This is a genomic window from Streptomyces sp. NPDC058086 (assembly GCF_042885015.1).
GTDB lineage: Bacteria > Actinomycetota > Actinomycetes > Streptomycetales > Streptomycetaceae > Streptomyces.
The window spans coordinates 1-13,141 of record NZ_JBHVST010000059.1; the positions used below are offsets into that span (position 1 = coordinate 1).

The 13,141-nt window shown below is 70.6% G+C and carries 11 protein-coding genes; 4 read left to right on the forward strand and 7 right to left on the reverse strand.

Going from position 1 to position 13,141, the window contains the following annotated elements; all coding sequences use genetic code 11:
• Positions 1–394: 394 nt before the first annotated feature.
• Together ACFVWD_RS35275 and ACFVWD_RS35280 are read left to right on the forward strand one after the other, a co-directional pair.
• Entirely contained in the window at positions 395–1,624 is a 1,230-nt protein-coding gene (locus ACFVWD_RS35275; RefSeq protein WP_389602058.1) for a trypsin-like serine peptidase, read from the forward strand.
• Between the two features lie 167 nt (positions 1,625–1,791).
• The gene (locus tag ACFVWD_RS35280; protein ID WP_389602060.1) at positions 1,792–2,997 is read left to right on the forward strand and encodes a trypsin-like serine peptidase; all 1,206 of its coding nucleotides are present in this window, start codon (positions 1,792–1,794) and stop codon (positions 2,995–2,997) included.
• 88 nt (positions 2,998–3,085) lie between these two features.
• Here ACFVWD_RS35280 and hflX read toward each other — a convergent pair whose 3' ends face one another.
• The 6 genes from hflX to miaA form a co-directional block, all read right to left on the reverse strand.
• Positions 3,086–4,582, reverse strand: coding sequence for a GTPase HflX (hflX, locus tag ACFVWD_RS35285; RefSeq protein ID WP_389602062.1), 1,497 nt, complete (start codon positions 4,580–4,582; stop codon positions 3,086–3,088).
• A 214-nt stretch (positions 4,583–4,796) separates the two neighbouring features.
• On the reverse strand, positions 4,797–6,278 hold the full coding sequence (locus ACFVWD_RS35290; RefSeq protein WP_389602064.1) for a M1 family metallopeptidase: 1,482 nt from the start codon (positions 6,276–6,278) through the stop codon (positions 4,797–4,799).
• A 67-nt stretch (positions 6,279–6,345) separates the two neighbouring features.
• A complete protein-coding gene (locus ACFVWD_RS35295) occupies positions 6,346–8,658 on the reverse strand; it encodes an HD domain-containing protein (protein WP_389602066.1) in 2,313 nt (770 codons plus the stop codon).
• Positions 8,659–8,894: 236 nt separating this feature from the next.
• The gene (gene dapF / locus ACFVWD_RS35300; RefSeq protein ID WP_389602068.1) at positions 8,895–9,764 is read right to left on the reverse strand and encodes a diaminopimelate epimerase; all 870 of its coding nucleotides are present in this window, start codon (positions 9,762–9,764) and stop codon (positions 8,895–8,897) included.
• A gap of 65 nt (positions 9,765–9,829) precedes the next feature.
• A complete protein-coding gene (locus tag ACFVWD_RS35305) occupies positions 9,830–10,414 on the reverse strand; it encodes a hypothetical protein (protein ID WP_389602138.1) in 585 nt (194 codons plus the stop codon).
• Between the two features lie 108 nt (positions 10,415–10,522).
• The gene (gene miaA / locus ACFVWD_RS35310; protein WP_389602070.1) at positions 10,523–11,461 is read right to left on the reverse strand and encodes a tRNA (adenosine(37)-N6)-dimethylallyltransferase MiaA; all 939 of its coding nucleotides are present in this window, start codon (positions 11,459–11,461) and stop codon (positions 10,523–10,525) included.
• Between the two features lie 285 nt (positions 11,462–11,746).
• On the opposite strand from miaA, the gene ACFVWD_RS35315 reads away from it, so the two are divergent.
• The gene (locus tag ACFVWD_RS35315) at positions 11,747–11,938 is read left to right on the forward strand and encodes a gliding motility protein (RefSeq protein ID WP_389602072.1); all 192 of its coding nucleotides are present in this window, start codon (positions 11,747–11,749) and stop codon (positions 11,936–11,938) included.
• 24 nt (positions 11,939–11,962) lie between these two features.
• Complete coding sequence (locus ACFVWD_RS35320) at positions 11,963–12,226, forward strand: antitoxin (RefSeq protein WP_389602074.1); 264 nt, start codon at positions 11,963–11,965, stop codon at positions 12,224–12,226.
• Positions 12,227–12,389: 163 nt separating this feature from the next.
• Here ACFVWD_RS35320 and ACFVWD_RS35325 read toward each other — a convergent pair whose 3' ends face one another.
• A complete protein-coding gene (locus ACFVWD_RS35325; protein ID WP_389602076.1) occupies positions 12,390–13,109 on the reverse strand; it encodes a class III extradiol dioxygenase subunit B-like domain-containing protein in 720 nt (239 codons plus the stop codon).
• Positions 13,110–13,141 lie beyond the last annotated feature (32 nt).

The window sequence follows — 13,141 nt, forward strand, 5'->3', positions numbered from 1 at the left end:
GGTCCAAGCCACCACGGCCCCCTCGGCGCACGGGTCAGGACGCGTCGTCGTTCTCGAACGGATTCGGCACGGTGTACACCTCACAAACGCGTACGGAACTGCTGTCCCGACGATCCTGGCGAGCCGCTCTACAGGTTTCCTGCGGCGGCTGCCGCCCAGCCCCCGTGCAGGCCGCGAAAGTAGATCTCGGCCATGGGTGATCACATCCCTGGACGCCGGCCGGATCAGGCAGCCCGTAGCGAAACCGTTGCCGTTCCGGAGGATGTCCCCCACAGCGAGCGCATAGTGTGTGGTGCCGTTCAGAGACACCGAACGATGCACCTGTGTCCCGCACCCAGGGACTCCGGATCGGCGGATCCTGACAGGTTCTCTTACGTCCAGGGGGAGTTACACCATGCGATCCATACGCCCGCCCTTCGCCGCTCGTCGAGGGAGGAGCGCGCGCCGCAGAACCTCCCCCGTACTGGCCGCCGTCGGCCTGACGGCGGCGCTGGCGCTGACCGCCACCGGCTGCAACTCGGGCGACAGCAACGCGAGCGGCCAGGCCGGCGCGTCGGCGTCCCAGAGCGGCGACGACAAGATCAAGATCCCGGACGACATCAAGAACAAGCTCAAAGAGCACGGGATCGACATCGACAAGTGGAAGAACGGCGCCTGGAAGAACTGGAACAAGGACGACTGGCTGCGCGAGGCCAACGACTTCGTCAACCCCATCATCAAGGGGCTGTGGAACCCGGACCGCATGCGCGGCGCCGACGACCCGGACAAGAACAAGGGCGTCGACGAGAACGACCTCTCCGGTGACCAGGGCGTCACCGACGCCACTCCGGCGCCCGTGGCGGCGAAGGCCGTGAGCGCCGCCTACCACGACAGCGTGCCCGAGGCGGGCAAGGTGTTCTTCGACTCTCCCGAGGGCACGATGGTCTGCTCGGCGACCGTGGTCGAGGACCCCGCGCACCCGGGCAAGTCGAACCTCGTGTGGACCGCGGGCCACTGTGTGCACGCCGGCAAGAAGGGCGGCTGGTACCGCAACATCGCCTTCGTTCCCTCGTACAACAACGCCGGCAGGACGTCCGCACAGTTGCAGAACGCAGCCAGGACGGAGGTCGCTCCTTACGGCGTCTGGTGGAGCGACGGGGCTCAGACCTCGGACCAGTGGATCGCCCAGGGCGGCTCCACCGGCGGCCAGGGCGCGTCGTACGACTACGCGGTCCTGCATGTGACGCCGGAGAAGGGCAGCAACGGCAAGTCCCTTGAGGAGACGGTCGGTTCGGCGCTCCCGGTGAACTTCAACGCCCCGGCCGTGCCCAAGGTCGCGAGCATCACGGCGACCGGTTACCCGGCGGCGGCGCCGTTCGACGGGCAGAAGCTCTACCAGTGCACCGACAGGCCCGGCCGACTGTCGATCGCCAAGGCGGACCCGACGATGTACCGCATCGGGTGCACCATGACCGGTGGTTCGTCCGGCGGCGGCTGGGTGGCGACCGGGTCGGACGGCAAGCCCGCCCTGGTGTCCAACACCTCGATCGGCCCGGTCAGCGCGGGCTGGCTGGCGGGTCCGCACCTGGGTGCGGTCGCCAAGGGTGTGTACGACTCGGTGAGCAAGAAGTTCGCGAGCCAGTGAGACGACGATGCGCGGGCCGGTGACCCGACGGGCCTGACAGGGCTCGCACACGGGCCGCACGGGCGCCGGTGGGGTGGTGCACAGAAACCTTCACCACTCCACCGGCGTTCGTCCTCAATTGCCCGGGCATAGTGAGGTGTCAGTACTTCAACGGGGGTTTCACCAGCATGCGTTCCGTACGTGGGCGCGGCCGACGCCGCGTTCTCACCGCCACCGGCCTCGCCGCCGCCCTGGCACTCACCGCCACCGCCTGCAACTCGGGCGACGACAAGGGGAGCGGTCAGTCCACCGCCTCTTCGTCGCAGAACGGGTCCCAGAACGGCTCCGGGAGCGGCGACGACAAGATCAAGATCCCGGACGCCGTCAAGAGCAAGCTCAAAGAGCACGGCATCGACGTCGACCAGTGGAAGAACGGCGGCTGGAAGAACTGGGACAAGGACAAGTGGCTCAGTGAGGCCAAGGACTTCGTCAACCCGGTGATCGCGGGGCTGTGGAAGCCCGAGCGCATGAAGTCCGCCAAGGACCCTGACAAGACGATCTCGGCGAAGGACACGGCGGCCGACCAGGGCGTCAGCGACCCGGATCCGGCGCCGGTCGAGGCCACGGCGGAGAAGATCCCGTACCACGACCACGCCGCCCCGGTCGGGAAGGTCTTCTTCGACTCCCCCGAGGGCTCGATGGTCTGCTCCGGGACCGTCGTCAAGGATGTCAACCACCCGGGCAAGTCCAACCTGGTGTGGACGGCGGGCCACTGTGTGCACGCCGGCGGCAAGGGCGGCTGGTACCGCAACATCGCCTTCGTGCCCGCGTACAACGACCAGGGCAGGTCCGAGTCCGAGCTGAGGAACGCCTCCGCCGCGCAGATCGCCCCATACGGCCAGTGGTGGGCCGACTGGGCCTCCACCTCGAACCAGTGGATCGCGGGCGGCGACGAGACGGGCGGCGCGGGCGCCCCGTACGACTACGCGCTCCTGCACGTGAAGCCGGAGCAGGGCTCGAAGTCCCTGGAGGAGACGGTCGGCAACGCGCTGGACGTGGACTTCTCGGCACCCTCCGCCCGGGACGTCAGCACGATGGGCGCCTGGGGCTACCCGGCCGCGCCGCCGTACAACGGCCTGAAGATGTTCAAGTGCGTCGACCGGCCGGGCCGGCTGTCGCTGAGCCCGGGCCTGCCGACGATGTACCGCATCGGCTGCACCATGACCGGCGGTTCCTCCGGCGGCGGCTGGTTCCGGGTCGTCGACGGCAAGGCCGAGCTGGTCTCGAACACCTCGATCGGCCCGGCCGACAACGCCTGGCTCGCCGGGCCGCAGCTCGGCAAGGGCGCGCAGGCGCTCTACGAGAACATGAGCAAGCGGTACGGCGGACAGTAGGCGCCGCGCTCACCCGGCCACGGCGAAGGCCCGCCCCCTGCGAGAGGGGGCGGGCCTTCGTACGTCGCCGCGGGCGGCAACGGGAGGGTCAGAGCGCGACCGGCGCCGGAACGTACGGCGTGAGGTCCGCCGCCAGTTCCTCGTGCACCCGCACCTTGAGCAGGGTGCCCTCCGGGGTGTGCTCCTCGGAGATCACCTCGCCCTCGGAGTGGGCGCGCGCGACCAGCCTGCCGTGCGTGTACGGCACGAGCGCCTCGATCTCGACCGAGGGGCGGGGCAGCTCGTTGTCGATGAGCGCGAGCAGCTCGTCGATGTTCATCCCGGTGCGGGCCGAGACCGCGATGGAACGCTTCTCGATCCGCATCAGCCGCTGGAGGACCAGCGGGTCGGCCGCGTCCGCCTTGTTGATCACCACGATCTCGGGCACGTCGGTCGCACCGACGTCGCGGATGACCTCGCGCACGGCGGCGAGCTGCTCCTCCGGCGCCGGGTGCGAGCCGTCCACCACGTGCAGGATCAGGTCGGAGTCGCCAACCTCCTCCATCGTGGAGCGGAACGCCTCGACGAGGTGGTGCGGCAGGTGGCGTACGAACCCGACCGTGTCGGCCAGGGTGTACAGCCGCCCGCTCGGGGTCTCGGCCCGGCGCACGGTCGGGTCGAGGGTCGCGAACAGCGCGTTCTCGACCAGCACGCCCGCGCCGGTGAGGCGGTTGAGCAGGGAGGACTTGCCCGCGTTGGTGTACCCGGCGATGGCGACCGAGGGCACCTTGTTCCTGCGGCGCTCCTGGCGCTTGATCTCGCGGCCGGTCTTCATGTCCGCGATCTCCCGGCGCATCTTCGCCATCTTCTCGCGGATCCGACGCCGGTCCGTCTCGATCTTGGTCTCACCGGGACCACGGGTGGCGAGGCCGCCGCCCTTGCCGCCGCCCATCTGACGGGACAGCGACTGACCCCAGCCGCGCAGCCTCGGCAGCATGTACTGCATCTGCGCGAGCGCGACCTGCGCCTTGCCCTCTCGGGACTTGGCGTGCTGGGCGAAGATGTCGAGGATCAGGGCCGTACGGTCGATGACCTTGACCTTGACGACGTCTTCGAGGTGGATCAGCTGGCCGGGGCTCAGCTCACCGTCGCAGATCACGGTGTCGGCGCCGGACTCCAGGACGATGTCCCGCAGCTCGTTGGCCTTGCCGGATCCGATGTACGTGGCCGCGTCGGGCTTGTCCCGGCGCTGGACGACGCCGTCGAGCACGAGCGCGCCCGCGGTCTCCGCGAGGGCTGCCAGCTCGGCGAGGGAGTTGTCCGCGTCCTGAATGGTTCCCGTGGTCCACACACCGACGAGGACGACGCGCTCCAGACGGAGCTGTCGGTACTCGACCTCGGTGACGTCCTCGAGTTCGGTGGAGAGGCCGGCCACACGGCGCAGGGCCGCGCGCTCGGAGCGGTCGAACTGCTCGCCGTCCCGCTCTCCGTCGATCTCGTGGCTCCAGGCGACGTCCTCTTCCATCAGGGCATCGGCCCGAAGACCTTCGGGGTAGTTCTGCGCGAGGCTCTGCGCGTCCTGGGAAGGGGAAGAAGAGGAGGTCATTGGATCCTTACGTCGATGGGGACACCGATACGTCACTGGAGGTATCGATGGCGTCACTGGTGAAACCTGTTCGGCGACGGACACCGCCCGTCACAAGGGAGAACGTCCGGGACCACCGGGAGATTCCCGGATTCCGCCGGGCCAACCCTCCGCGGGGCCACGCCGCCGACCTGATGATGGTCGCACGGCACGTCCCGTCTCGTCACCCGAGTTCTCAGGCGCCCCTGCGCGCCTTCGGAGCGTCGCTCTTCCAGTCCGGGTGCCCGGGCATCGGCGGCGTCTTCGTGTCGTAGAGCCAGGTCCGGAAGAACCCGCTCAGGTCACGGTTCGCGAGATCGGACGCGAGCCGCTCGAAGTCCGCGGTCGTGGCGGTGCCGTCCCGGTGAAAGGCGACCCAGGCGCGCTCCAGGCGCTCGAAGGCGGGGTGTCCGATCTCCTGACGCAGCGCGTAGAGGGCGAGCGCGGCCCCGTCGTAGACGCTCGGCCGGAAGATGCTGATCTTCTGCCCCGGGGAGGGCGCCTTGGGCGCCGCGGGCGGCCCTCCGGCGGCCCGCCAGGAGTCGGAGGCGCGGTAGGCCGCCTTCATGCGGGTCTCCATGGGCTTGTCCGCCTTCTCCTCCGCGTACAGGGCCTCGTACCAGGTCGCGTGTCCCTCGTTGAGCCACAGGTCGGACCAGGCGCGGGGGCTGACGCTGTCGCCGAACCACTGGTGCGACAGCTCGTGCACCATGATCGACTCGACGTACCACTTCGGCAGCGCGGGCTCCGTGAACAGGCCTCTTTCGAAGAGGGAGAGTGTCTGCGTCTCCAGCTCGAAACCGGTCTGCGCCTCGGCCATCAGCAGCCCGTAGGTCTCGAAGGGGTACGGGCCGACCTTGCTCTCCATCCAGGCGATCTGGTCGGGCGTCTTCTTGAGCCACGGTTCGAGCAGCTTGCTGTCCTTGGTGGGCACGACGTCCCGGACCGGCAGGCCGTGCGGACCCTCGCGGTGCAGCACGCTGGAGCGGCCGATGGACACCTGGGTGAGTTCGGTGGCCATGGGGTGCGCGGTGCGGTATGTCCACGTGGTGGACTTGCCGGCGTGGTCGACCCCGCTGGGCAGTCCGTTGGCCACGGCCGTGTACCCGTCGGGCGCGGTGACGTGGATGGTGAACATCGCCTTGTCCGAGGGGTGGTCGTTGCACGGGAAGACCATGTGCGCGGCGTCGGCCTGGTTGGCCATGGCGAGGCCGTCCTTCGTCCGCACCCAGCCGCCGTCCCCGTGGCCAGTGGTGACCGGATCGCTCGAGTGCCGGACGGTGATCCGCATCCAGCCTCCCGCGGGCACCGGATCCCTGGGCGTCACCACCAGGTCCTCACCGGCGTTCGTGAACGTCGCCGGCGCACCGTTGACCTCGACGGACTCCACCTTGCCGTGGGTGTAGTCCAGATTGACGCGCTCGAGCCGCTCGGACGTCACGGCGTCGATCGTGGTGACGGCCGCCAGCGGCTTGTCGTTGACGCCGGGGTAGGTGAAGGAGAGGTCGTACAACTTGACGTCGTACCCGGGATTGCCCAGGTGCGGGAAGAGGCGGTCACCGATGCCGAGGGGCGTGGCCGGGGACGGGGCGCTCGCGGCGACGAGACAGACCGAGACGGCTGAGGCGAGGAGCGCCCCCTGGATACGACGGTTCCTGGTGCGGGGGGTGAGCAGCATGGACCACGGCTACCAGCGCGCACCCGCCCCACGGCGACGACTCGCGCCGGACCCACCCGATCGGGTGCTACGGCATGGCAGCCGCCGCGTGCTGCGCCCGGCTCACGTCGTACACGCCCGGCACGTTCCGCATCGCGCGCATCAGCCCGGGAAGGTGGGCCGCGTCCGGGAGTTGGAGCGTGTACGTGTGGCGTACGCGCTGCTGGCTGGGGGGTTCGACGGTCGCCGAGACGATCGCGACGCCCTCCAGGGCGATGGCTTCGGTGAGGTCGGCGAGCAGATGCGGGCGTCCGAAGGACTCGGCGACCAGCGTGACCCGGCACTCGGTGGTGTCGCCCCAGCGCACTTCCACCTCCGCGCGCCCCGAGCTCTTCATGCGCGCCACTCCGGCGCACTCCACGCGGTGGACTGTCACCACTCCCCCGCGTACGGCGAAGCCGGTCACCTCGTCGGGCGGTACGGGCGTACAGCAGCCCGCGAGGCGTACGGAGGCGCCGGGCTGGTCGACTACGGCGTTCGCGGCGGCGGGGCGGGCGGCAGGGGCGTCGGTGGGGCGGGTGGCGGATGCGTCCGTGAGGCGGGCCGTGGGTGCCTCGGCGGACGGCCTGAGGGCCGCGGCCGGGGTCTCGGGGGTTTCCGGGGCTTCCCTGGCCGCCAGGTCCTCCGTGTCGACGGGCGAGGGGTGTGCGGCCAGCCAGCGCTGGATGGCGATCCGTGCGGCGGGCGTGTGCGCGTGCTCCAGCCACTCTCTGGAGGGCTCCGAGGCGGGGTCCTGGCCCATGAGGAGCTGCACGGTGTCGCCGTCCTTCAGGACCGTACTGAGCGTCGCCAGGCGGCCGTTGACGCGGGCGCCGATGCAGGCGTGCGCGTCCTCGCCGTACTGCGCGTACGCGGCGTCCACGCAACTGGCGCCCTCCGGAAGGCCCAACGAGCCGCCGTCGGCGCGGAAGACGGTGATCTCGCGGTCCTGGGCGAGGTCTTCGCGCAGCGTGGACCAGAACGTGTCCGGGTCCGGGGCGCCCTCCTGCCAGTCGAGGAGCCGGGAGAGCCAGCCGGGGCGGGTGGGGTCCACCCGCTCGCCGTCCAGCGGGCGTCCGCCACCGCCCGGCCGGCCCTCGGACTGCTCGTCCGACTGCTCCTCCGAAGGAGGGGCGTAGGGATTGCCGAGTGCGATGACCCCGGCCTCGGCGACCTTGTGCATCTGGTGGGTGCGGATGAGGACTTCGGCGATCTCGCCGTCACCGCTCGCGACGGCCGTGTGCAGCGACTGGTACAGGTTGAACTTGGGGACCGCGATGAAGTCCTTGAACTCCGAGACGACCGGGGTGAGACAGGTGTGCAGTTCGCCGAGGACGCCGTAGCAGTCGGCGTCCTCGTTCACGAGCACCAGGAGACGTCCGAAGTCGGCGCCGCGCATGGGACCGCGTTTGCGTGACACGCGGTGCACCGAGACGAAGTGCCGTGGCCTTATGAGGACTTCGGCCTGGATCCCGGCCTCGCGCAGGACCGTGCGCACCTCCTCGGCGATCTCGGCGAGCGGGTCGCTCGCGCGCGAGGCGTTGTCGACGATCAGTTCCCTGGTGTGCTCGTACTCCTCGGGGTGCAGGATCGCGAAGACGAGGTCCTCGAGCTCGGTCTTGAGCGCCTGGACGCCGAGCCGTTCGGCGAGCGGGATCAGCACGTCCCTGGTGACCTTGGCGATGCGCGCCTGTTTCTCGGGGCGCATGACGCCGAGCGTGCGCATGTTGTGCAGCCGGTCGGCGAGTTTGATCGACATCACGCGGACGTCGTTGCCGGTGGCGACGAGCATCTTGCGGAACGTCTCGGGCTCGGCGGCCGCCCCGTAGTCCACCTTTTCCAGCTTGGTGACGCCGTCGACGAGATAGCAGACCTCGTCGCCGAACTCATCGCGTACCTGATCGAGCGTCACTTCCGTGTCCTCGACGGTGTCGTGGAGCAGGGAGGCGGTCAACGTCGTGGTCTCCGCGCCGAGTTCGGCGAGGATCAGGGTCACGGCGAGCGGATGGGTGATGTACGGCTCACCGCTTTTGCGCATCTGGCCGCGGTGCGAGGACTCCGCCAGTACGTAGGCCCGGCGCAGCGGTTCCAGGTTCGCGTCGGGGTGGTGGGCGCGGTGTGCCTCGGCCACGTGGCCGATCGCGTCGGGCAACCGGTCGCGGGACGTCGTGCCGAGCAGCGCGGCGCGGCCGAGGCGGCGCAGATCGATCCGAGGTCGGCTCTTCCTGCGGTGCGATGGGGGTACCCCCTGCTCATGGGGGTCCCCCCGCTCGAGCGAAGTCGAGAGTGGGGGAGAAGCCGGGAGCCCGGGGGAGGGCGTTGCAGGGGCTGGCGTCGCGGGGTTCGTCGCCTCCGCACTCATGGGCACCTCCGGCTGCGTAGACCGGCGGACGGGGTGCCCCATGGCATACACGGCTCAGGGGTTGGTCCCGATTCCCCCGTCCGGGCCGGTGCTTGATGCTACCGAGCCCACCACGCCCGACTGACCGCCTCTCGCCGAGCGTGAAACGGATCACCCATTCGAGCGAAGGTTCAGGGGGTTTGCGGACGCGAGGATTTGGAAGGAACGGGGGTTACGACATCGTCCGGGACGTCCGTTCAGAACCGGACGGTGTCCAGCCACTCCGCGTCGAGCTCGCCCTCGGCGACGATCACCGCGGGGCCCGTCATCTCGATCTCGCCGTCCGGGCGCTCGGTGATCACCAGACGGCCACCGGGCACGTCGACGGTGTACGTCGACGGCGTCCCCGTCGCGCCCGGGTCGGCTCCGTCGCGGCGGGCCGCCGCGACGGCCACGGCGCACGCGCCCGTCCCGCACGAGCGGGTCTCCCCGGAGCCGCGCTCGTGGACGCGCACGGCGACGTGGTGCGGCCCCCGGTCGACCACGAATTCGACGTTCACCCCGTCCGGGTAGGCCGCGGCCGGAGCGAAAGGCGGCGGTGTGAACAGGTTGCCGGCGTGCGCGAGGTCGTCCACGAAGGCGACGGCGTGCGGGTTGCCCATATTGACGTTGCGCGCGGGCCAGCTGCGCTCGCCGACGCTCACGGTGACGTCCCCTTCGGGGAGGACCGCCTTGCCCATGCCGACGGTGATGCCGCCGTCCTTGGCGAGGTGCACGCTCTTCACGCCCCCGCGCGTGGCGACCGCGATGTCCCCTTCGGCCACGTGTCCGGCACGCTGGAGGTACCGCGCGAACACCCGCACTCCGTTGCCGCACATCTCCGCGACGGAGCCGTCGCCGTTGCGGTAGTCCATGAACCACTCCGCTTCGGCCGCCATCTCCTTGGCCTCGGGGTGCGCGGCGGACCGGACGACATGCAGCAGACCGTCGCCGCCGATGCCCGCGCGGCGGTCGCACAGGGCGGCCACGGCGGTCGGGGGCAGGTCGATGGCGTTCTCCGGGTCCGGGAGGATCACGAAGTCGTTCTCGGTCCCGTGACCCTTGAGGAAGGCGATCCGCGTGCTCATTCCTCGATCCTACGGGGTCGGTCCGACACCCCGGTCCCGGCAGGGGACCCAGGTGACGGCGGACCTCAGCGGAGGCGGGCGACGCGCCAGACGGCCAGTACCGCCACCGCCGCGACCACCACGACGTACGCGAGCACGACACGCCAGTCCAGACGGCGGCCGGAGCCCCGCGGCGGCAGGCCCGGCCAGACGTAGCCGACCCGGCGGGCCGCCATCATGCCCCAGCCCGCGGCGCACGAGCAGATCAGCAGGCCGAGCATGGCGACCACCGCGCCGCCGTCACCGAACTCGAAGGCCAGCGGGAAGGCGAACATCAGGGAGCCCGTCGCGGCCAGGATCACGATCGGCGCGAGCTGCCAGATCCGCAGCCGACGCTGCGGGCGCAGCTCGACCTCGACCTCGGGCGGCACCATCTCGTCCGGTGCCGGCCCGTCGGCGCTCACGCCGCCGGAAGGCTCGTCGGGCCCGTCGGAGCTCAGCGGAGCACCGTCGGCACCCGGCCGCTCACCGTCGCCGCCCAACCGGTCCCCGTCAGGGCCCGGTCGATCTCCGACGAAGTCCTGACGATCCAGCGGTTCCAGCGGCTTCTGCTGCTCCTGCGCGGTGTCGTGCTCCGCGTCCTGTGCGGTGTCGCGAGGGCCGGCCTCCATCGCCACGCGCCCTCCCAACTCGGACTCCACTTGGTCGATCGAAGCTCGATGATGGCACGGCGCCGAAGGCCCGGACGGCGGCCGGAGCGTCCCGATGCCATGACGTGATCAGGCTGTGACCGGTCGTTCGACCAACGCCAGGGCGAGCTGCGGGAGTTCTGTGAGATCCGCCGCAGCGCCGCTCAGCCAGTGCACCCGGGGATCGCGCCGGAACCAGGAGTCCTGACGCCGCGCGAAGCGTTTGGTGGCCCGTACGGTCTCGGCGCGCGCCTCGGCGTCGGTGCACTCCCCGGCGAGCGCCGCGAGCACCTGCTGGTACCCGAGCGCACGCGATGCCGTACGCCCCTCACGCAGTCCGTGCGCCTCCAGCGCACGCACCTCGTCGACGAGCCCCGCCTCCCACATTCGGTCGACGCGGCGCGCGATGCGGTCGTCGAGCTCGGGGCGCGTGACGTCGACGCCGATCTGCAGGGTGTCGTAGACGGAGTCGTGACCGGGGAGGTTGGCGGTGAAGGGTTTTCCGGTGATCTCGATGACCTCGAGGGCGCGGACGATACGGCGGCCGTTGCTGGGCAGGATCGCGTGCGCGGCCTCCGGATCGGCCGTGGCCAGACGCGCGTGCAGCGCTCCGGAGCCACGCAGCGTGAGCTCCTCCTCCAGCCGGGCCCGCACCTCGGGGTCGGTGCCGGGGAACTCCAGATTGTCGACGGCCCCACGCACGTACAGCCCGGAGCCACCCACCAGGATCGGCCAGCGGCCCTCGGCGAGCAGCGTGTCGATGTGGGCGCGGGCGAGCCGCTGATACTCGGCGACGCTGGCCGTGACGGTCACGTCCCAGATGTCCAGGAGATGGTGCGGGATCCCGCCGCGCTCCTGCGTCGTCAGCTTGGCGGTACCGATGTCCATCCCTCGGTACAACTGCATGGAGTCGGCGTTGACGACCTCACCGCCGAGCCGTTGGGCGAGGTAAACGCCCAGATCGGACTTTCCTGCGGCGGTCGGTCCTACGACGGCGATGACCCGGGGGGCGGGGGGTGCGCTACTCACCGCCACAGTCTCGCAAACCTCGGGGCCTCTCCTCGAACGAGCTACGTGACGCCACGGGCCCCGGGTCGTTGCCTGTTGCGAGGTTCCAGCCGCCGGTTTTCGAGAGCCGGTGACCCGTGCGACGCAATGGGACGCACCGGGTGACGCGGGATTTCGCCCTCACGAGTAACGTATGGAGTGGATATGGGCGTTTTTGCACGACTTCTTGGAAGGTCGAAGGCTACGGAGGAGGCGTCAACCGCCGCGATGGAGGCCGACACACGAACGGCCGATACCGAGGCGGAGGTGACGGAGGAGGCGAAGGGTTCGCCCGAGAAGTCCGAAGGCTCCGCGAGCCCGGCCGGCTCCGCGGGCGAGGACGGGGCCGCCGCGACCGAGCCCGCGGGGGCCGCCGCGTCGGACGATGTCGAGATCCCCCAGCAGCAGACCGCGGAGAAGGCCGCGGACAACGAGGCCGGCGAAGGCGCCCGCACGTAACTGTCCCGCGAGGGAAGGTGGACCATGAGTCTCCTGGACAATTTGAAAGCCAAGCTGGCACCCGCCAAGGACAAGGTCTCGGACCTCGCGCAACAGCACGGGGACAAGGTCACCCACGGTCTCGACAAGGCCGCGAAGGTGGTCGACGAAAAGACCAAGGGCAAGTACAGCGACAAGATCCAGACGGGCACGGGCAAGGCGAAGGGCGCCATGGACCGACTCGCGCACAAGGAAACCGACAGCGCCACGCCGCCGCCGGACATGCCCCCACCGCCTCCGGCGTCCTGACGGGCACATATCAGCACGCATCACGCATCGGCGGACGGCCGCGGAGCACACCGGCTCCCGGCCGTCCGCCGTGTCCGGGCCGCCGTGTCCAGCCGGCCGTATCGGGGTTCAGCTCTGTCGGCCGGCGGCTTTCCCGGGCGGAGTCCCAGGAGTCCTAAGAGCCCTAGGACCAGGCCGCCACCACGTACCCCACCCCGTACGGCGCGTCCTCGTACAGCAGGGCGCCGCCCAGGTCCGCACCCTCGGCCGCGCCCGCGAGGACCTGCCAAGGGGCCCGCCCGGAGACCTTCAGTTCGTACGCCAGCTCGGCGTCCAGCGCCTTCAGGGCCGCCACGTCCGCCGCGCCCAGCGCCCGCGCGACCTCCGCGTCGAAGCCCGCCGCGCGTTCGTCGAGATAGCCAGGTGCCTTGAGCATCCGGCACGCGCTGGCGTCGCCCATCACCAACAGGGCCACCCGGTCGGCCCGCGCGACGATCCCCGCCCCGGCCCGGACACAGCGCTCGGCCTCGAGAGGTTCGCCCACCCCGAGTCCTTCGACGGGGGCGTCGGACCAGCCTGTGCGCTCCAGCAGCCAGGCCGCGACGGCGAGCGAGGGCGGAAGCGGGCGCTCCGGCGCCCCGGCAAGCGACACCCCTCCCCCGAGGCGTACGTCGAGGTCCACACCGAACCCGCGGAACGAGCCCGGCGCCCCCTCCGGAAACGGCCCGCGCCCGCTCTGTTCGGCGGGCCCGACGACGACCAGCAGGTCGGGGCGCGAGGCGGCCAGCACCCCCAGAGCGTCCGTGCAGGCCGCGCGCGCGGCGGTCAGTTCCGGTGCCGCACCGGCGGCGACCTCGGGGACGAGCAGCGGCGGACAGGGGCAGACTGCGGCGGCTACAAGCATGATCGGCAGCGTAACCCCGCCCGGCCGCTCCC

Excerpts from the sequence above, each read along its gene's own strand:
- ACFVWD_RS35275 (WP_389602058.1), top strand. The coding sequence starts at position 395 with ATGCGATCCATACGCCCGCCCTTCGCCGCTCGTCGAGGGAGGAGCGCG.
- ACFVWD_RS35280 (WP_389602060.1), top strand. The coding sequence starts at position 1,792 with ATGCGTTCCGTACGTGGGCGCGGCCGACGCCGCGTTCTCACCGCCACC.
- hflX (WP_389602062.1), bottom strand. The coding sequence starts at position 4,582 with ATGACCTCCTCTTCTTCCCCTTCCCAGGACGCGCAGAGCCTCGCGCAG.
- ACFVWD_RS35290 (WP_389602064.1), bottom strand. The coding sequence starts at position 6,278 with ATGCTGCTCACCCCCCGCACCAGGAACCGTCGTATCCAGGGGGCGCTC.
- ACFVWD_RS35295 (WP_389602066.1), bottom strand. The coding sequence starts at position 8,658 with ATGAGTGCGGAGGCGACGAACCCCGCGACGCCAGCCCCTGCAACGCCC.
- dapF (WP_389602068.1), bottom strand. The coding sequence starts at position 9,764 with ATGAGCACGCGGATCGCCTTCCTCAAGGGTCACGGGACCGAGAACGAC.
- ACFVWD_RS35305 (WP_389602138.1), bottom strand. The coding sequence starts at position 10,414 with ATGGAGGCCGGCCCTCGCGACACCGCACAGGACGCGGAGCACGACACC.
- ACFVWD_RS35320 (WP_389602074.1), top strand. The coding sequence starts at position 11,963 with ATGAGTCTCCTGGACAATTTGAAAGCCAAGCTGGCACCCGCCAAGGAC.
- ACFVWD_RS35325 (WP_389602076.1), bottom strand. The coding sequence starts at position 13,109 with ATGCTTGTAGCCGCCGCAGTCTGCCCCTGTCCGCCGCTGCTCGTCCCC.